At 41.5% G+C, this 19,454-nt stretch carries 16 protein-coding genes; all 16 read left to right on the top strand.

Annotation, left to right across the window (positions count from 1 at the left end; translation table 11 throughout):
* The first annotated feature begins 619 nt into the window (after window positions 1–619).
* The gene (locus ACZ42W_RS14990) at window positions 620–2,188 is read left to right on the top strand and encodes a spore germination protein (protein ID WP_464171033.1); all 1,569 of its coding nucleotides are present in this window, start codon (window positions 620–622) and stop codon (window positions 2,186–2,188) included.
* Between the two features lie 6 nt (window positions 2,189–2,194).
* The gene (locus tag ACZ42W_RS14985; RefSeq protein ID WP_464166142.1) at window positions 2,195–3,346 is read left to right on the top strand and encodes a Ger(x)C family spore germination protein; all 1,152 of its coding nucleotides are present in this window, start codon (window positions 2,195–2,197) and stop codon (window positions 3,344–3,346) included.
* A gap of 221 nt (window positions 3,347–3,567) precedes the next feature.
* Complete coding sequence (locus tag ACZ42W_RS14980; protein ID WP_464166141.1) at window positions 3,568–4,668, top strand: GerAB/ArcD/ProY family transporter; 1,101 nt, start codon at window positions 3,568–3,570, stop codon at window positions 4,666–4,668.
* Between the two features lie 291 nt (window positions 4,669–4,959).
* Window positions 4,960–5,805, top strand: coding sequence for a TIGR04282 family arsenosugar biosynthesis glycosyltransferase (locus ACZ42W_RS14975; protein WP_464166140.1), 846 nt, complete (start codon window positions 4,960–4,962; stop codon window positions 5,803–5,805).
* A gap of 28 nt (window positions 5,806–5,833) precedes the next feature.
* Window positions 5,834–6,910 (top strand): NADH:flavin oxidoreductase, encoded by a 1,077-nt coding sequence (locus ACZ42W_RS14970; protein ID WP_464166139.1) that lies wholly within the window; start codon window positions 5,834–5,836, stop codon window positions 6,908–6,910.
* 199 nt (window positions 6,911–7,109) lie between these two features.
* Window positions 7,110–7,589 (top strand): GNAT family N-acetyltransferase, encoded by a 480-nt coding sequence (locus tag ACZ42W_RS14965; RefSeq protein WP_464166138.1) that lies wholly within the window; start codon window positions 7,110–7,112, stop codon window positions 7,587–7,589.
* The gene (locus ACZ42W_RS14960) at window positions 7,586–8,431 is read left to right on the top strand and encodes a TIGR04282 family arsenosugar biosynthesis glycosyltransferase (protein ID WP_464166137.1); all 846 of its coding nucleotides are present in this window, start codon (window positions 7,586–7,588) and stop codon (window positions 8,429–8,431) included. The genes ACZ42W_RS14965 and ACZ42W_RS14960 overlap by 4 nt, the downstream gene beginning before the upstream one ends.
* Window positions 8,432–8,446: 15 nt before the next feature.
* Window positions 8,447–9,589: a (Fe-S)-binding protein gene (locus ACZ42W_RS14955; protein WP_464166136.1), complete on the top strand. Its 1,143-nt coding sequence runs from the start codon at window positions 8,447–8,449 to the stop codon at window positions 9,587–9,589.
* Between the two features lie 71 nt (window positions 9,590–9,660).
* On the top strand, window positions 9,661–10,626 hold the full coding sequence (locus tag ACZ42W_RS14950) for a DUF169 domain-containing protein (protein WP_464166135.1): 966 nt from the start codon (window positions 9,661–9,663) through the stop codon (window positions 10,624–10,626).
* A 55-nt stretch (window positions 10,627–10,681) separates the two neighbouring features.
* A complete protein-coding gene (locus ACZ42W_RS14945) occupies window positions 10,682–11,467 on the top strand; it encodes an MBL fold metallo-hydrolase (protein WP_464166134.1) in 786 nt (261 codons plus the stop codon).
* A gap of 482 nt (window positions 11,468–11,949) precedes the next feature.
* On the top strand, window positions 11,950–14,187 hold the full coding sequence (locus tag ACZ42W_RS14940) for a molybdopterin-containing oxidoreductase family protein (RefSeq protein WP_464166133.1): 2,238 nt from the start codon (window positions 11,950–11,952) through the stop codon (window positions 14,185–14,187).
* Between the two features lie 29 nt (window positions 14,188–14,216).
* The gene (locus tag ACZ42W_RS14935) at window positions 14,217–14,552 is read left to right on the top strand and encodes a 4Fe-4S dicluster domain-containing protein (RefSeq protein WP_464166132.1); all 336 of its coding nucleotides are present in this window, start codon (window positions 14,217–14,219) and stop codon (window positions 14,550–14,552) included.
* Window positions 14,553–14,764: 212 nt separating this feature from the next.
* A complete protein-coding gene (locus ACZ42W_RS14930) occupies window positions 14,765–14,989 on the top strand; it encodes a hypothetical protein (RefSeq protein WP_464166131.1) in 225 nt (74 codons plus the stop codon).
* A gap of 84 nt (window positions 14,990–15,073) precedes the next feature.
* A complete protein-coding gene (locus tag ACZ42W_RS14925; protein ID WP_464166130.1) occupies window positions 15,074–15,244 on the top strand; it encodes a hypothetical protein in 171 nt (56 codons plus the stop codon).
* A gap of 308 nt (window positions 15,245–15,552) precedes the next feature.
* Complete coding sequence (locus ACZ42W_RS14920) at window positions 15,553–16,914, top strand: MFS transporter (RefSeq protein WP_464166129.1); 1,362 nt, start codon at window positions 15,553–15,555, stop codon at window positions 16,912–16,914.
* 296 nt (window positions 16,915–17,210) lie between these two features.
* On the top strand, window positions 17,211–19,454 hold the full coding sequence (locus ACZ42W_RS14915) for a molybdopterin-dependent oxidoreductase (RefSeq protein ID WP_464166128.1): 2,244 nt from the start codon (window positions 17,211–17,213) through the stop codon (window positions 19,452–19,454).

Raw genomic sequence — 19,454 nt, 5'->3', positions numbered from 1 at the left:
GATGCTCTGGGGTCGGTTCCACCCGTTCGGCTCACACGGCGATAGTATTCCTTTGACAGTTTGCCGTGTGGCCGAAACAGTCCACCGGACTGTTTCGTGGCGCCGCGTAGCGTTGTTCTCCAGCACAGCGGCTTGGCAGAAATGATGTACTACAACTTCAGCGGCTAAGTGTTTTTTGTAGAGTTGCCGCTTCGGCGAAACTGTCCACTGGACACTTTCGTATTTCGTATCTCGAACACGGAAGTTAAGACCTCCAGGGTTGATGATACTTGGACCGCAGACGTAACAGTCCAGTGGACTGTTACGCGGCTAGCGCCACATCCCCACAGAATGACTGATTGGCGCGGCCTCCTGGGAAAGTAAGTCGTTGCCAGGTAATTTGCGAAGAGACTATCTTGTAAAAGGTAGTCTCTTCGCTTTTTTACAAAGTAAAAAACTAAAGGAGTGTGCGAGATGTTTTGGGGGTCGGTTCCATACCGCTCGATTGCACCGATGAGCGATTATAAACTGGGTTTAGCTCGATTTGCAAGGTGGAGTTATCCGTATCGATTATATATTAATACATGCTTCACAAATTGGATATAATAGAAAAAATCTTATAGATTACTTAGGTGATGCAATGTTTAAAAGGTATTGGAAGAGAAAATCGGAAAGTAGTATAAATAATAAAGAGAAAAGTAGCGACGTGGAAAAAAATGGCTTAAACAATGGGTTGAACACATCGTTAAGTAACAATATATCATTATTCAAATCTATTTTTAAAAATGATGAAACGTTAATTGTTAGAGAATTTCAAAACAAACGGTTAAAAAATGCACAATGCTGTATTATCTATCTGGATGGAATGGTAAATACAGAAGTTGTAAACGAGAATATCATTCAGCCTATCCTCTGCAGTGATTTATCGAAGGATATAGAAAGTGACAATCTATTAGAAGAATTGAAAAAGAAAGTTATTATTTCAAATAATGTGAACCAGGAAACTGAAGTAAACAAAATAGTAAGTTCGATTATTAATGGGGATACACTTTTATTATTAGATGGATACGACAAAACCTTAGTTATTAGTTCAAAAGGCGGGCAAGATAGGCCCATCAGTGAGCCGAGGTCTTCAAGGGTTGTCCGTGGACCAAGGGAAGGCTTTACAGAGTCAATTATGGTGAACTTGTCCTTGGTACGGCGCAAAATTAAGAATCCTGATTTAAAGTTTAAGTTCAAGGAAATTGGAGAAAGAACAAATACAAAGACCTGCATCTGTTATATTGAAGGTTTGGCTTTGGAAGGTATATTAAGCGAATTGGAGCAGCGTCTGGATAACATAGTCATTGACGGTATTCTTGATTCCGGGTATATTCAGGAACTGATCAAAGATGCACCCTTTTCCCCATTTGAGACAGTAGGTTCAAGCGAAAGGCCAGACGTTATTGCAGCAAAGCTTCTGGAGGGCAGAATAGCTCTGTTTGTAGATGGAAGTCCCTTTGTATTAACAGTTCCCTATTTAGTAGTCGAGAATTTTCAAGCAAGTGAGGACTACTATAATAACTACATTTATTCCACTATGAATCGGCTGATTAGAGGTTTTACTGCAGTAACCGCCATTACTATTCCCGCATTATTTCTGTCAATTGTCACTTACCATCAGGAAATGCTGCCTACATCGTTACTGTTGAGCCTCTCTGTTTCTAGGCAAAATGTTCCGATTCCAACAGCAGTATCATTATTTATGATGCTTTTTATATTCGACATTATACGGGAGGCCGGTACAAGAATGCCGGCTTCTATAGGACAAGCAATGAACATTGTTGGTACGCTAATATTGGGTCAGGCTGCTGTAGAAGCAAGATTGGTGAGTGCTCCTGTCATTATTGTAACTGCTCTAACAGGTATTATGACCTTGATCAATATGAATTTTATAGGTGCAACCCTTCTTTTTCGCAACTTTCTATTATTAGGAGCTTCATTTTTAGGGGTCTACGGATTCATATTCTGCTTAATTATTATTTATCTACATCTAATGAGTATCCGCTCTTTCGGTGTACCTTACATGATGAACGTCACTCGAGCTAGAAACCATGATGGACAGGATGCATGGATTCGTGCCCCATGGTGGACTATGACCTTAAGACCTAAAATTGTTGCAACGAAAAATTTAGTCAGACAGTCATCAAGGAAAAGCAAGGAGAAATAGAGATATATGAATAAAATCAGAATTATCTTGCTGGTTTTACTAATGTTGATCTTACTATCCACTACAGGGTGTTGGAATTACAGGGAAATAGATAAATTGGCAATTGTTGCCGGTGTAGCAGTTGATAAAGGGACTAATAACCAAATCCAAATGACCGTTGAAATTATAAAGGTTAGTGCTGGTAAGGAGACAAATATGACGTCACAAACGATAACTATGGAAGGGAAGTCTATGTTTGACGCTGCAAGAAATATAATATCTTTATCCGGGAAAAAACTTTATTGGAGTCATGCAAAGGTAATTATTATAAGTAAGGAAATTGCAAGTGAAGGGGTAACAAAAGTTATTGATTGGTACAATCGTGACTCTGAAACGCGTGAGGATGTTCAGCTCTTAATTTCTGAAGGAGCATCTGCCAAGGAAATATTTGATGGACAGGGAATCACAGAGAATATTAAATCTTTTGTATTGGAAGAAATGATAAAAAATCAAGTGAGTTTAAATAAGGCACCAATGATTGACATTTTAAAGTTTGATATTGAATCAAAAACTGAAGGGATTTCAACAATAATTCCTACTATAGATCTAAAGAAATTGGATGAAAAGAAAGTACCTCAAATCATGGGGACTGCAATTATTAAAAATGATAAGCTAATTGGCTTTCTAAATGGTGAAGAAACAAGGGATTTGGCTTTCATTAGAAATGATGTTAAAGGCGGAATATTAGTCGAAGAAATGCAAGTGAACAAGGTGCCCACCTTAGTTATTCTTGAAATATTTAAAAGTAAAACAAAAGTTACACCTGTTGTAAATGGTGAGGATATTGAGATAAAAATAAACATCGATACAACAGTTAGTATTGGCGAAACAAAAGGGACAGTCAATATTTTTGATGAGGAAGGGCTCAATGAACTAGAACAACGTTCTGAAAATGCGTTAAAAGAACAAATTGAATCATTGATTAGGAATGTACAATCAGAATATGATGCAGATATATTCGGATTTGGAGAAAAATTACGGGAAGATAAAGCACAAGTATGGAATAGTGTAGGAAATAATTGGGAAGAAATATTTCGAGATTTGAAGGTGAACGTTAATACGAGAGTGCATATAAAAAATAGTGCAATATTATCAAAGTCTTCTGGAGAAAGTGATTGACAGTATGTTGATATTAGCAATTATTGGATATACTTTTTTGGCCATCTATGAGTTTATACCCTTATACAAGCAGAAACTATGGCGTGACTTTTGGGTAAATGTCATGTTGGGGATTTTTTCCTTTATAATTGCCATATTGTTGTGTCTGGATGTAGAGATTCCAAGCCCTGAAAAGCCAATTCGGGAGTTGATTATTTCTATATTGGGGAAGTAGGTTAATAATGCAAAGAGAGCAAATTACCGACAAAGAAGCAATATGTCTTTTAATCATATTCATTATTGGAAGCTCACTCATTATTGGCATCGGAGGAGAGGCTGATAATGATGCATGGATTTCTGTAATAGTGGGTTTAATTATGGTTATTCCTATGTTGTTTATATATTCAAGAATACTATCACTTTACCAAGGTAAAGATTTATTTGATATTCTATATTTAACACTTGGAAAAGTGATAGGTAAAATTATTGTCATAATATATATCTGGTATGCTTTTCACTTAGGAGCATTGGTGCTTCGAAACTTTGGCGAATTTACAAATATAGTAGCTATACCTGAAACACCAATGTTTGTGACTATGTTTTGTTTAGGACTGGTATGTATTATTGCTGTAAAGTTAGGAATAGAAGTATTAGGTAGAACCACTGTATATTTTTTCCCAATCCTATTATTCATTTTACTCGTAGTAGAATTGCTGGGAATACCACAACTTAATTTACACTATATTAAACCTATTTTAGGGAATGGCTTAATTCCGGTATTTAAAGGTGGATTTTCGACTTTTTCGTTTCCTTTTGCGGAAACAGTTCTATTTATAGGTGTTTTCAGTTCATTAAAAACAAAAAAGTCGCCGCTTAAGGTTTACTCTTGGGGAATATCTTTTGCGGCAATTGTTATGATTATTACTACAATTAGAAATATTGCAGTGTTAGGAAATATGATTGATAGCTATTATTTCCCTGCATATGCAGCCGTAGGCACAATAAAAGTCGGTGATTTCATAGAAAGAATAGAAGTATTTGTTTCTTTCTCCTTTGTTTTTGGCGTTTTTATAAAAAGCTCAATCTGTTTATTAGTTGCATGTAAAGGCATTGGAAAAATACTCAATCTAAAGGATTACAGATCGATTGTGATACAGATGGGTTTACTTATGATTTATTTTTCTTATACAGTTTATGATAATAGTATGGAGATGAAGAATTGGGCTATAAGAGTTTATCCTTTTTATGCTTTTCCTTTTCAAGTGATCCTACCTATAATTATTTGGATTTTTGCTGAGATTAAAGCAAAAAATATAAAAAATATTTCTAATATGCAACGCTAGCGATAGAAGAATTAATGAGTACAACCCAATACAGGAATTTGAGACTATTTAAAAATGGTCTCATTTTTGTTTTGTGGCAATTAGTCGAAGTACAAAGCAAAAGTCTCAAAGTGAAAAAGATAACCCAAAATGAAAACATTTTGGGAAATGTAAGACGAGTGGAAATGAGCTGAATCGGGGATTTATGGGGAATTCACAGGGTTTTCTGGGTTGGCACGATTCTTGCTGTATTACAGAATCTATAGTGGTCTTACCCACACTATTTATGTCAGAATTCATAATGGAGGTTATATGATGAAGAAAGTTGTACTCGTTTTTACTAAAGTACCCAAAGCAGGTGAGGTCAAGACCCGTTTAACCGAAGCCAGAGGGGGAATCCTTACCCCTGAAGAATCAAGCGATCTATACGAGGCCTGCTTGCTTGATCTTATTGATGTCTGTCTTTCAGTAGAAGAAGCTGATGTTTGGATTTGTTATAACCATGGTGGAAATAGATCATACCTGGACTCACTGTTAGTACAGGTCGAAAACCCCTTGAGGATTGCAGGGGCTTTTTCCGATCAAGGTGGAAGCTTCGATGAATGTATGCAATACGCCACGGACTATATCCTCAAATCAGGTGGAGAAGAGAGAGTGGCAGATGGTTTTGTCCTTATTGGGGGAGATTTGCCTACGATACAACCGCACGTACTCAGAGATGCATTAAATAAGTTAGAAAAACTCAGCATTAGTGAGTTTGGTCAGAAGGCAGCCCTTAGTGAAGTTAGTCGCGATGGGCAACGAATAGGCGCTGCCCTTGTCGAAGGAGCGTGTCAGGAGGGGGGGTTCGACCTCGTCGGACTTACCTGTACGACGGACTTCAATTTTACCGATGTATTCTACAACAGTGTAGGAATTACAGCCTTAGAAATGTTAATTGACAAGGCCAATAATGAACAAATACCTTTCGCTTTTGTAGAAATGGTCCCAGATGTGGATGTTCCGGTGGATCTGGCGGGTCTCATGCCAGTACTAAATGCGATAGAGCTTGCTGCACTGCATGACACGACAATAGCAGTTCCGAAGAGGACGGTTGCTTTCTTAAAGGAGATGGGTTTACAATCCTTTGCTTTACCACCTGCAAGAGAGTCAGTTTGATGTAGGATTTAGGTAGGGGGGATTCCCGATGGATGCTTTATTTTCTTCTCTCAAAATTAAAAATCTTGTAATGAGAAATAGGTTAGTTATGCCTCCGATGGCACTCGATATAGCAACAGAACAAGGAGAAGTAACTCATACATTGATGGAACACTATTTGAGGCGAGCTCGTCCTTATCCCGAGATCGATAGGAAGAAGTATCGAGGGACGGATAGGGCTGGGTTGGGGCTTATCATAGTTGAACACTCCTATGTGAATTCAAGCGGAAGAGCACATCCACGTCAGCTGGGTATCTATGATGATTCACTGATCGATGGATTAAGAGAACTTGTAGCAGGGATTCATCAGGAAGACGTGCCAGTGGGGATTCAAATCAGCCACGCTGGGGCCAGAGCTCTTCAGGAACCTTCTGCTCCTTCAGAGCTTCTCTCTCCTCACCTTTCCCGTTTTGGGCAAAGGCAAGGAGAGAAAACTAAGGAGTTGCCCCGTGAATTGAGCAGAGAGGGGCTCAGGGAAATCGTTGATGACTTCGCTAGAGCCGCACGAAGAGCCCAACTTGCAGGATTTGATTTTGTTGAAATTCACGGGGCCCATGGATATTTGTTGAACCAGTTTTACTCTCCTTTGACAAATGTGCGTGCAGATGAATACGGCGGGAGTCTCGAACATCGTTTGCGCTTTCCACTAGAAGTCATTGAAGCCGTGAGGAAAACAGTTGGACAGAATATGCCTTTGTTTTATAGGCTGGGAGCCGATGATAGGCTGTCTGGAGGTAACAGTATTGAAGACAGTAAGCAAGCTGCTCATCTTTTAGTAGAGGCAGGAATAGATTGTTTAGATCTATCGGGCGGCATCTGTGGATATCTGAAGAACGGGAGTGAAGGATTTTTTAGTTATATGGCGAAGGCTATAAAACCAATAGTTGATATACCCGTAATGGTAACGGGGGGAATCAAGTCAGGGTCAATTGCTAATGAAATTATTTCAAGCAAAACGGCTGATTTAGTTGGAGTCGGAAGGGCTTTGTTAGAAGATCCAGGCTGGGCAAGAAAAGTGTGGTTCGAGAGCAATGGATACCTTCAGTCTCAAAATGAAAAAGATTAACCAAAATGAAAAAGATTTTAATAAACGTAAGACAAGGGAAAAACGTCAAATTGGCTATTCTGGCTAGGTTTATGACGATTTTCAGGTTGGCATGATTCTTGCTGTATTACGTGATATATATACGACTTACTCATAGATTTAATGGGTTTGCATGGTAATGAAGTTAAAGCCGATATGAAAGGAAGTCAGGCGGTGGATTATGGCGGCAAAAATACTTTTTGCTGAAGAGCAGGATGAGTATGAGTTAGATGAAATTCTTTTGGAGTATGGAATGGGCATTCCTGGCAAGATTGATGAGCAGCTAATCGTAAAAGAAAATGAAAGGGTAGTAGCCGGTGCTAAGATAATCGAGTATGAGAATAGACACTATTTCTTAGAAGTATTAGGAGTTAAGCAAGATAATCTTCGTCAAGGGATAGGTCGGTTTCTCATGACAGAAATCGTTCAAAATCCATGGAAGTGCTGTAAAAATCCTCTATCCGGATTTGAACCTAAGGAAACTTATATCATTACGACTGTGGCTAGAGGGTATGCAGCTGAGTTTTACAGAAACATGGGGTTTGAATCCTGTGATTTCCTTAAATTACCGGAATTGTTTAGAGATCAATGTAGTGATTGTCCTGATAAAGAGGACTGTGAACCAGTTCCTATGATATTTGTTGGAGGGGATTTAAGATGAAAAAAGCAATACTTGTTTTTACCAAAGTACCTAAAGTCGGAGAGTGTAAGACTCGTTTGACTGAAGCTCGTGGTGGAATTCTCACTCCCGAAGAATCCAATGCGTTTTATGAAGCATGTATGAAAGATGTCATCGATGTTTGTGCCTCTGTAGTAGAGGCGGACGTTTGGGTCTGTTATAACAAAGGTGGAGATCGGTCATACTTAGATTCGCTTTTGGCAGAAGTTAAAAACCCACAAAGAATTTCAGGCGTCTTCTCAGATCAAGGAGGAAGTTTTGATGATTGCATGACTTATGCAGCAGAATACCTTCTCAAATCGGGGGCAGAGGATCGATTAGCAGATGGCATACTCATTAGCGGAGGAGATTTACCGACCTTGCAACCCTACATTCTCCAAGACGCGTTAAATAAGTTAGAGAAACTTAGTATAAGTGAAGCTGGGCAGGAGAAAGCGATCCGTACAGTTGAGGGAAGTGATGGAACACTCATCGGGGCTTCCCTGGTGGAAGGCGCATGTCAAGAAGGTGGATTTTCTCTCGTGGGTCTTACCTGCACGACAGACTTCAATTTTAATGAAGTATTTTATAACAAATCTGGTATCACCGCTTTAGATATGCTGGTAACCAAAGCTGAGAGAGAACAGATTCCGCTTGCTTATGTAGAGATGGTCCCTGATGTAGATATTCCAGTAGACCTAGCAAGCCAGTTGCCAGTTCTTCAAGGGATAAAGCTTGCCGCGAAATACGATCCAACGATAATTGTCCCACAAAGAACCATTCGTTGTTTGGAAGAGATCGGACTACAATCTCTTGCGTTACCCCCTGCCAGTGAGTCAGTCTGACTTGAGGAGGAGTTTATGAGTTCTTCAGATCAATTGAATCGTACGTGTCAGCAAATCTGTAACGAATGTATCAATTGTGGACTATGCCTATCAGAGTGTCTGATGCTAAAGCAAATCGGTGAAGATCTCGGCAGCATCGCTATGAGAAAACCCACTGTGGATGAAGCCTTCGCTTGCTCTCTTTGTGGTTTGTGTGAGGCAGTGTGTCCCTCGTCCTTAAGCCCTAAAAAAATGTTTATCGAAGCAAGGTTGAATGCGGTTGAGAACAGTGAAATTCCAATCAATAACTACCGATATATGTTTCCTGATCGCGATCTGACTGTAATGAGCGCTTACCGTGAACTCAATGGTATTCGATATGATGAACTTAAGCCAAATCAAGAAAGTGCAACGGTCTTCTTCCCAGGATGTACAATGCTTTCGTATTCCCCTGAGCTTACAAACGCCATTTTCAATAACCTTGCCCTACAGTACAAGGGGCTTTCTCTACTTCAGGATTGTTGTGGGATGCCTCTGTATCAGTTGGGATTAAAGAGTCGGGGAGATACCTATGTGAACTCCTTGATGACAAAGCTGACAAAGCTAACAAAGCTAAACGTAGAAAAACTCATTGTTGCTTGCCCTAATTGCTATTACCAACTACGTCCCTTCTTGAAAAATACTGAAATAACCTTAATGACTATTTATGAGGCCTTAAGTGATTCTCTATTATTCAATAAAAGAATTGAAGAGAAGGCAAGTAAGGTCGTTGCAGTACATGACTCTTGCCCAGACCGCTTTGAGGGGATATTTGCAAGCCAGGCGAGAAACGCTCTCCTCAACAAGGGCTATCAATTGGCTGAAATGGAACATAACCAAAAAATGGCGGTTTGTTGCGGGAGTGGGGGCCAAATTACTCATTTTCGTCCTGATCTCGGCGAGAACTTGGTGAAATCCCGGGTGGACGAAGCAGAGGATTCTAAAGCACAGATCCTTGCGGCTTACTGTCTAGGGTGTGTCTTAAATTTAAGTAAGGTGCCAGGAGGTATCCAAACTCAGCATGTACTCAATCTTTTGTTAGAATTGGAACTGGATTTTGAAGGCTTGAAAAATAAATCAAAAAATATGTTTGAGGGTCCTGAGGGAGAAAAGCTCTGGGAGAAGATTATGGCAGAGTGAAATCGTCCAGCAAAAATTGATGTAGATAGAAAAATTTTGATAGAGAAGCTGCAAGGGGAAAGGGATAAAATATGAATTACCAAGAAATGAGCAAAGTCTTTAAAGAAACTTTATCGCTCCGCTGGGATCCAGTGGCAGTGAGAATGATGCGTCCTGGTGAAGAGAGACCTCCACAAATGATTGAACCACCGGTGCCCTTACGACATTGCCAATCTCTCATCGTTGCTCGACGGGGGAATTGTCTCTATATGCCTCCCCGCAGTCATGCCTGCCCAGATGGAACAGGTGTTTTAGGATTGGTAGAGATGTCTGCCAAACTAAGATCTGGGGATCTATATTTGCTCTTTAAGAAGATGCCAAATATAGAAACGGCTCGAAAGATGATAGGCTCTCGCCCTGAATTTAAGGCAGGGAGCTATGATGCGACTCTTCTCGCGCCCTTGGATAAGGCGAAATTCGAACCAGATGTGGTGGTGTTTACCCTGTGGCCGGAACAAGCCATGTGGCTCTGTTGTGCTCAGACCTACTATAATGGGGAACGCCAGTCCTTTAAAACCTCAGGCTTTAATTCGGCTTGTGCAGATTTGATCGTCCAGGTGATGAATACGAGAGAAATGAATATTTCTTTCGGATGCTATGGTGCTCGTGCTTCGAGTGAAATTGACGATTTTGAGCTATATCTATCCGTTCCCACTCACTTACTTGAACCCATTGCGCAATCCCTACTGAAATTATCTCAGAAGAGTATTCCCGAAGAGAGAAAGAAAATTTACCTTCATCCAGTCATGGACAGGATTGGCTCGAGGCGACCCGATTCGAAGGGAGAGGAAGCGGGAGCTAGTGTAGAGATCTTTATCGATACAGATCAATGTATGGGTGATGGACTCTGTGTCGACTTCTGTCCATCAGGGGTCTTGGAAATGGTAGAAATTGAAGATCGCAAAGTGGCAAAAGCTCTTAGCCCGGAAGCTTGCAGCGCTTGCTATACCTGTGTCGGTCAATGCCCGCGCAAAGCAATTCAACTCTCTTATATCTAACGCCATACACTGTGCAGTTTTCCAGGAGAGAACACGTAGAAAGGGGGCAAGAACGATGCCAGTAGAAATGAGATTATTAGGAACAAGCGCCGGTCTCGGAGTACCAGCCTTTCATTGTGACTGTATTGCGTGCAAAGAGGCATTGGATAACCCACACTGGGCAAGAACTCGCAGTGGAGCGGTAATCGAAACAGGGAAAGAACGAATATTGGTCGATGCTTCTCCTGACATGAGGGGTCAGTTACTCAAGGAGAAAGTTAAGTCCTTGGATTATCTTTTTATTACCCACTGGCACTACGATCATTTTGGTGGGATAGGAGATCTTGAATTCTACATCAAACTTGGCCGTATACAACCCATGAGGCTTTTCTTACCTCCCAGTGCAGTGGCTGAATTCCAGGCAGCCTATCCCTTTTTAGAGGATGTCTTTGAGATCGAAACCTGGGAATTTGAACGAAGCTATCAATTTGGAGAGGCAAAGCTCACCGTGTTACCCGCGAGACACAGCATCGAGACCGCTGGAATATTACTAGAGGCAGGAAAAAGCGTAGCCTATTTCACAGATACAGCAGGCTTACCCGAGTCGACAGCCGAAAGAATTCGAGGTGTGGATACATTAGTATGTGATGCAACGTTTCATGGAGACAATTGGTATCCCCATAGCCATATGTCTATCGAAGAAGCTATCGCGTTAGGGCAAGCGGTCCAAGCAGAGCAGACGATTCTCACCCATCTTGCGATGCACTACAGTATTCCTACTACGGTAGCACAAATCCAAGAAAATCTTCAGTGTTATCCTAAAGTGTCTGTTGCATATGACGGAATGGTCATCAAACTATAAATCATTTTCAATATCTTCATAATTAATCACTGTTCGTTACTCGAAAACTCTAAGAATATTTCCATTGGAAATATTCTTAGAGTTTTTTCTCGTTTAACCAAGGTCGCTAATTTATAAAGGAATACAATTATGATACAAAAATCACAAAAAAGGAATTTCCTTGAAATGGCTAAGCTATGCATATGTGAAGGTCTATACAAGCACAAATATCTCAAAAGAAGATTTAATATGACATTGCTCCAAGGTGGAGAAGCCGCGGAAACCTAGTAATAATGCGGATTGTGCCTAATCATACAATATTGGCACGATTATTGCTTAGTATTATACACGTACAAGTCAATCCTTGAATTCCTTGCCGCTGCCGTCCCAAAGGACTGTAAATCATAAGGGAGGTTCGGATTTGAAGGGGGTGTTAAAGAAAAAGAAGTTGATCATTCATTGTATTGAAAACACAAGTTCAATGAAAGGGTGAGAAAACAAAAATGGAAAAAGAATGGAAGAAGTCTTTAGATGATGGTTCTTATACAGTAAGAACATGTGGTTGGTCGCCGCCGGGGGATCATCCAGTTGGATGTGGAATGATATTAACCGTCAAGGATGGCAGACTCGTTAAGGTTGAGGGAGACCCTGAACATCCAATTACACAAGGAAGATTGTGCGTTAGATGTCTAACGCTCCCAGAATATACGTATCATCCCCAACGTGTTATATATCCAATGAAGCGCGTTGGCAATAGAGGGGAAAATAAATGGCAACGGATATCTTGGGACGAAGCCTGGGATACCATCGTCGAAAAAATTAATTACTTTAAAGCAAACCATGGTGCTGAATCAATCGTCGTATTTGGTGGAACAGGTAGAGAAGCATGTCTGTACTATTATCCTCTTGGGTTTGCTTCAATTGGTACACCAAATGTATGCTATCCGCAAAGCGGTTGGTCTTGCTACGGCCCCAGATGTGCAATTACCGACTATATTCTGGGTGCAGGATATCCAGAAATCGACTTTGCAGGTCACTTTGAGGACCGCTTTGATCATCCAGGCTGGAAATTACCAGAATATCTCATGTTGTGGGGTAAGGAGCCATTAAAGTCAAATCCTGATGGTTTCTTTGGCCATGCAGTTATTGACATGATGAAGAGGGGAACCAAAATTATCATGGTAGACCCAAGAATCAGCTGGCTTGCTACGAGAGCGGAGTACGTACTCCAACTTAGACCGGGTACAGATACCGCCCTTGCTTTGGGTTTACTGAACGTTATCATTAATGAAGATCTTTACGATCATGATTTTGTAGATAACTGGTGCTATGGTTTCGATGAATTCAAAGAACGGGTTATGGAATACCCACCTGAGAAGGTTGCTGAGATTACCTGGGTTCCTAAGGATAAAATCATTGAGGTAGCTCGGGTCTTTGCTAAGGCTAAACCTGCTAGTCTTGGCTGGGGATTAGCTGTGGATCAGAATCCAAACGGGGTTCAACTGGGTCATTCCTTGCTTGCTCTGGTCGCAATGACTGGTAATCTTGATGTACCTGGTGGAGTAACCATTGGACCACCTGCAACCCTCATGGGTAAATGGCGTGTAGAAACACGTTCCAATTTGTCGGAAGAACTTTGGGAAAAGAGAATTGGAGCAGAGCAATGGCCTGCTGTGAGTACCGCTTTAGCTACAACTCACCCCGATGAAACATTGAATACTTTAGAATCGGGTAAACCCTATAAACTGAGAATGGGTTGGTTTAATAGCAGCAATTTCATCACTCCCACGAATTCTGCTCAACCGGATAGATGGTATAGAGCACTGAAATCCTTAGAGTTTAACGTTGTTCAAGATACATTTATGACTCCTACAGCAATGGCCTTTGCTGATATCTTCTTACCGCTCCCTACATTTGCAGAGCATGATGGTGTAGTGCTTACACACTATGGACGGAATGCTGTATTTGCAGGTGCTATGAACAAAGCATTAGAAGTAGGCGAATGCAAGTCTGATATTGAAGTCTGCATCGAACTAGGTAAGAGACTTAACCCAAAAGCTTGGCCTTGGAATACTGCTGCAGAGTTCTTCAATGAACAACTTAAACCTGATGCAGGTTTTGACTTTGAAGAATTACGTGAAAAAGGCCTGTACCAACCAGGGTATACCTATAACAAACACGAAAAAGGTCTTTTGAGATTTGATGGCGAGCCTGGATTCAATACAGTAACAGGAAAAGTGGAACTGTGCTCGACCCTCTTTGAGTCCTGGGGTGAAGATGCTCTGCCTTATTATCAGGAGCCACCTTACAGTCCTATTAGCACACCAGAACTCGCTAAAGAGTACCCATTGGTGTTGACTACTGGAGCTAGAAAGTATACTTCTTTCCATTCAGAACACAGACAACTTAGAACCTTGCGTGAAATTGATCCTAACCCAGAAATGGAAATCAATCCAGAAACTGCAGCAAATCTTGGCATCATTGAAGGTGACTGGGTTGTTATCGAAAACATGTATGGTAAGGCTAGGTTAGTAGCTCATGTCACCGAGGCTATTCATCCGAAAGTTGTACATGCGACACACGGCTGGTGGTTCCCAGAGAAAGACGCCGAAGAACCTTCACTCTTTGGAGTTTGGGAATCCAATATTAACACGTTGATGCCCCATCAACATAATGGGAAACTCGGTTTCGGCGATACCTTTAAGAGTATACTCTGTAAGGTTTATAAAGCCGAAGATTAACTTAAATCATAGTGAAAGGAGGAAATAGAATGGCTCAATATGGCTTAATGATCGATTATGAATACTGTACAGGCTGTCATAGCTGTGAAGTGGCTTGTAAGAATGAGAAGAACCTTCCCATCGGGAAATGGGGTATCAAGCTTACAGAGGTAGGTCCCTGGAAAGTTGATGCCGACAAATGGGAATGGAACTATATTCCCGTTCCGACCGAATTCTGTGATGTATGCGAAGATCGCATCCAGGATGGAAAAAAACCTTCCTGTGTTCATCACTGCTTAGGTCAGGCTATGGAATATGGCCCAATAGAAGAGCTGGCTAAAAAAATGGCTGCAAAGGGTAAAAAAGTAGTCATGTTTGTTCCTTAAGGCTGTTTTTAAGGTTTATAACTTACCTGCATGGAGATAATGCCATGACGGCTCTCTATTATTTGAACCGTCATGGCCTCCTGATAAACCAGGTCCCCATGAAAGAAGCTAAACTCTAATGTTTAGTTCAACATGATGAGCCCCCTCCAAAGTGAAATACCCTAACTCTCCAAACCTATAAATACTTATTTTATTCCAAGGAGGTAAATATCATGACTAAACAGGAATTTTTAAATCTTGAAGACGCTGCTCAATTGAAACATCTAAATGGAGAAGCTGCCAAAGGCATAAGTTTCAATGAAATTGCCGCAGGGATAAATATGAATAAAAAGGAACTAGAAAAAATCGGATTCTATTATGTTAAAGACAAATTTATGCAAAAGCCCATGAAAGGCTATCAAACCACGAAACGTAGTGGAAATGAAGAAAAGATCTGATTTAAATAGGATTTAGAACAAGTTGCATGGTTTAGTCCAACATCTTACGAGGTAATACATGAAACAAGAGGGGGGTAGTAAGAAATGTGTTTTAGACCTGCATCAGCATCAAAATCAGTAGAATGCCCTAACTGTGGAAAAAAGTTTCCTATTGTAGGTGGAGTTAAACAAAAAAAATGCCCAATGTGCAAAGCTGAGTTAAAAGAAAGTGAAGCGAAAGCAGAAGACGAAGCAAAAACTACTCCAGAAAAATAAAATTTAAAAATGAATCTAATAAAAGTAGGCAATTCAATTGTCCAATTGTATAATTGCCTTGAAGGTGGTGTAGATCGGTGAAAACCTTTCTATACCAACCTTCCGAACTCAAGTAACAATCATGTATTAGTGAAAGTGGGTTCTTGGACAAAGTGCACTAATCTTCAATCCGAACCTAATACGTGAGAGTGACCCTGCTCGAAATATAAGGACTTGCGTACTGTACATGTACCCATTACATTTATTTCATTCCAAGCTATGACTTATTGCAGGAACGCAAACAAGTTAATGCGAAAGGGGATTACTGAATGAAAAATTTCAGCATATCCGAAGTAATGGATTCCTTTGGGGTCAATAAGTTTACCTGGCACGTGTTCTTTTTCCTCGGGATGGCTATGGTCTTTGATGGCTATGATTACATGGTTGTGTCTTATACCATGCCGCAGATATCGGCTGAATGGGCCTTGAGCGCAGTCCAAAAAGGGAGTTTATCTTCCTGGAGTCTCTTTGGTTTGATCATAGGTGGTGCCTTTGCAGGTATCATCTCAGACAAAATTGGCAGAAAGAGAACTTTGGTTTGTGCCATTGCAGCATATTCCCTATTAACCATTCCTATCTATTTCTCCACAAGCTTTGGAATGTTTGCTTTATTTCGTGTACTAGCCGGACTGGGGCTGGGCGCTTGCATTCCTGTTGTCACCACAATTTTTTCTGAATCTACACCAACTAGACGTCGGGCACTTTTTATATCCTTCGGTATGGCATGGATGATCGTTGGTTGGGTGCTGGCGGGCCTTATCGCCACTTATCTTATTCCCAGGGTCGGGTGGAGAGCTTGTTACCTGGTGGGAGGCGTTCCTTTTATCTATTCTATTTTCTTGCACTTTAAAATGAAAGAGTCAGTCTATTGGCTCGCCAATAAAGGACGGAACGAAGAAGCTGTTAAACAACTTCAATATATTGAAAAAGTCGCTACGGGAAAATGTACAGATTGGGATCCTAAGGCTTTAGTTACTCCGCCACCATCTGCTGTTGTCGGTCCCAAAGCACTATTTTCCAAAAACTATAGAGCTATAACAGCCGGTATTTGGATTACGTACTTCATGGGTTGCTTCACCGTTTATGGCATCAATGCCTGGCTCCCTTCCTTGATGTTGGAAAAAGGGTTAAAGCTCTCTTCAGCTTATGGCTTGGCAATCGCTCAAAATGGAGCAGCAGTTCTCGCCAATTGTTCGACGGGTTTTGTCGCAGAAGCGGTTGGTCGTAGAAAAAATCTAATATTAAGTTATGTTGTTGGGATTATTTCTGTTTGCATCATGGCCTTCGTTGGTAGTAGTTTTGTGGCCATCCTAGCGGCAAACATTTTCTTAGGTTTTGCTATTAACTATTCGATTACTGCTATACAACCACTAATGGCGGAGGGGTATCCAACGGATATTAGAAATACTGGGGTATCCTGGTGTCAGGCATTTGGTCGACTTGGGGGTGCTCTTGCTCCAATCGTCGCCGGCATGGTTATTCAAATGAAGCTCGGCTTTTCAATGTCGTTCTTGTTTTATACCATTCCACTCTTTATAGGATTACTTGCAGCCTACTTCTTTGTAAGAAATGAAACCAAAGGAAAATCTCTTGACCAAATTGCCCAAGAGTCGGTTAAACCTGCACTTTAAGGGATTTCTTTATCCCTACTAAAGCACAATTTAAAGTGGGAACGATGAAATACTGCTTCCAGGCCTTAGCGCTTGGAGGCAGTATTTATTCAAGCTTGAGTCCCAAAAAGAAACTATATTTTCAAAATGAAAGAGTGCTTGATAAACGAAATATATTGCGACTAGGGATTTAGTGCACTTTCGCGATGTTCGAGGGTTGGCACGAATTTTGCAATAATATATGTTTTAATGACCCTTCCAACCTATAAAAATGTAAAGGGAGTTACAATTATCAAATTCAACACAGGAGGCATCAAATGAACAAAAATATTGATTTAGAACAAGAGGGAATCGAAGTCAAAAAAGCATGCTGCTATTTTTGTCATCAGAACTGTGGCTGCTTAGTTTATGTCAAAGACGGTAAGGTTCTGCACTTCGAAGGGGACCCGGATTACCCCACCAACACAGGCGGATTGTGTTGTCGTGGTAATGTCAATATGATCCATCTGGATCATGAGGCAAGAGTCAATTTCCCATTGAAACGCAAAGGAGAACGGGGAGCAGGCGTTTGGGAAAGAATCACCTGGGAGCAGGCTATAGACGAAATCGGAACGAAACTTGAAGCTATCCGTGATCAGTTTGGCGCTGAGGCAGTGGCCACAGCTGGCGGCACAGCACGTACAGATGATTGGGCTCGTCGCCGTTTTATGAATCTCTATGGCAGCCCCAATGGTTTCCATAATTCGCATTTGTGCTGGATACCTACCTTTATGGTAGAGACAGCTATTTATGGTTGGAGTCCTTTTGAAATTGACTTGGGACTCAGTCGCTGTTTGGTATTATGGGGGCAAAATCCAGGGTCTTCCACTTTACCCGAAATGAGCGGAATTAGTGCTCTAAAAGCACAAGGACTCAAGCTCATCGTTATCGATCCGCGTTTTACAGAGACTGCTGCTAAAGCCGATTTATGGCTGCCTTTGCGTCCAGGCTCTGACCTAGCCTTAGCCCTTGCCTGGATTAATGTCATCATCTATGAAGGCTTATGCGATTATGACTTCATTGGAGACAATTGCGTAGGTTTCGATGAATTAGAAGAACATGTGGCAGATTTTACTCCGGAGTGGGCTGAACCCCTGACAGGGTTGAGTGCCGATCTGATTCGTAAAGGCGCTCAGATGTATGCGATGAATAGACCCGGTAATATCCAATGGGGTGTTGCGATCGACCAAATAGGTAAACCAGCGGGATCAGCCATGCAGGCGAGAGCCATTCTAAGAGCTATTACCGGTAATTTGGATTGTCCTGGTGCAGACCTCTTAACGGGCCCTAGCAAAGACTTTGTTACCGATGAAGAAATGGAACTCAATGAGTTTCTCACAGAAGAACAAAGAGGCAAACAACTGGGTTCAGACCGTTTCAAACTGGTGACGTGGCCAGGGTATAGCCGTATCGCTGAAATAACGAAGAAATATTGGGGCAAGGCTCCTACAGCAGAATGGATGTGCGAGGCTCATCCACCCAGTGTGTACAATGCAATTCTGACCGAGAAACCCTACCCGGTTAAAGCCTTGCTGGTTTCCGCGACAAATCCAGTAAACTCCTATGGAGAAAGCAAAAAAACACTGGCGGCCCTAAAAGCTGTTGATTTCCTCGTCACTTGCGATTATTGGTTAACGCCTACCGCAATGCTTTCCGATTATGTCCTGCCCATCGCCGGATCTTTTGAGCGCCCAACCATCACCTCAACCTATGGATGCTCCGACTTCTTAATGTGTTCACAACGAGCGATTCAGCCGATGTACGAACGTCGCACCGACTTTGAATTCTGGTGTGATTTAGGAGTAAGGATGGGGCAGAAGGAACACTGGCCTTGGGAAACCTTAGAAGATGCATACTTCTACCGTATTAAAGACTTAGGGTATGAAGTAGAAAGCTTCGATGAGTTTGTCGAGTTTTACCGTGCGCACTTCCCCGAAAGAGAATACTTCAAATATAAAGAAAAGGGTGGATTTGCTACACCATCTGGTAAAGTCGAACTCTACTCAAGCGTACTTGAAGAACTCGGATATTCACCACTGCCGCAATATATTCCACCGGTTGAAAATGAAATCGATCACCCGGAACTGGCAAAGGAATTTCCCTTGGTCCTAACGACAGGAGCAGGCGTAATGCCTTTCCATCATTCTGAGCACTTCCAAATTAAAGAACTGCGGTTCATCCGTCATGAGCCTCACATGGAGATCAATCCAGATACAGCAGCGGAATATGGGATTCAAGAAGACGATTGGGTATGGATCGAAACGAAGCGAGGACGGATCAAACAAAAAGCCAGCCTAACGGAAGGGATTCGGCCGGGTACGGTATTCACGGAACGGGGTTGGTGGTATCCAGAACGCGAAATGCGTGACCCAGAACTCGGTGGTTGCCTTGAATCCAATACCAATGTCTTAACGAGTACTGCAGATGAAGATTGTGACCCCTTAAGTGGAAGCTGGGCGAACAGAGGCTTATTATGCAAAGTGTATAAAGTAGATGGCTCAGACAGAAAGGAGGCTAAATAA

This window comes from Desulfitobacterium elongatum, assembly GCF_055378975.1.
The sequence above is the reverse complement of the archived record's forward strand: the minus strand, read 5'-3'. Positions and strand labels throughout refer to the sequence as shown.

Coding starts and splice junctions, on each gene's coding strand:
- ACZ42W_RS14990 (WP_464171033.1), top strand. CDS start 620: ATGTTTAAAAGGTATTGGAAGAGAAAATCGGAAAGTAGTATAAATAAT.
- ACZ42W_RS14985 (WP_464166142.1), top strand. CDS start 2,195: ATGAATAAAATCAGAATTATCTTGCTGGTTTTACTAATGTTGATCTTA.
- ACZ42W_RS14980 (WP_464166141.1), top strand. CDS start 3,568: ATGCAAAGAGAGCAAATTACCGACAAAGAAGCAATATGTCTTTTAATC.
- ACZ42W_RS14975 (WP_464166140.1), top strand. CDS start 4,960: ATGATGAAGAAAGTTGTACTCGTTTTTACTAAAGTACCCAAAGCAGGT.
- ACZ42W_RS14970 (WP_464166139.1), top strand. CDS start 5,834: ATGGATGCTTTATTTTCTTCTCTCAAAATTAAAAATCTTGTAATGAGA.
- ACZ42W_RS14965 (WP_464166138.1), top strand. CDS start 7,110: ATGGCGGCAAAAATACTTTTTGCTGAAGAGCAGGATGAGTATGAGTTA.
- ACZ42W_RS14960 (WP_464166137.1), top strand. CDS start 7,586: ATGAAAAAAGCAATACTTGTTTTTACCAAAGTACCTAAAGTCGGAGAG.
- ACZ42W_RS14955 (WP_464166136.1), top strand. CDS start 8,447: ATGAGTTCTTCAGATCAATTGAATCGTACGTGTCAGCAAATCTGTAAC.
- ACZ42W_RS14950 (WP_464166135.1), top strand. CDS start 9,661: ATGAATTACCAAGAAATGAGCAAAGTCTTTAAAGAAACTTTATCGCTC.
- ACZ42W_RS14945 (WP_464166134.1), top strand. CDS start 10,682: ATGCCAGTAGAAATGAGATTATTAGGAACAAGCGCCGGTCTCGGAGTA.
- ACZ42W_RS14940 (WP_464166133.1), top strand. CDS start 11,950: ATGGAAAAAGAATGGAAGAAGTCTTTAGATGATGGTTCTTATACAGTA.
- ACZ42W_RS14935 (WP_464166132.1), top strand. CDS start 14,217: ATGGCTCAATATGGCTTAATGATCGATTATGAATACTGTACAGGCTGT.
- ACZ42W_RS14930 (WP_464166131.1), top strand. CDS start 14,765: ATGACTAAACAGGAATTTTTAAATCTTGAAGACGCTGCTCAATTGAAA.
- ACZ42W_RS14925 (WP_464166130.1), top strand. CDS start 15,074: ATGTGTTTTAGACCTGCATCAGCATCAAAATCAGTAGAATGCCCTAAC.
- ACZ42W_RS14920 (WP_464166129.1), top strand. CDS start 15,553: ATGAAAAATTTCAGCATATCCGAAGTAATGGATTCCTTTGGGGTCAAT.
- ACZ42W_RS14915 (WP_464166128.1), top strand. CDS start 17,211: ATGAACAAAAATATTGATTTAGAACAAGAGGGAATCGAAGTCAAAAAA.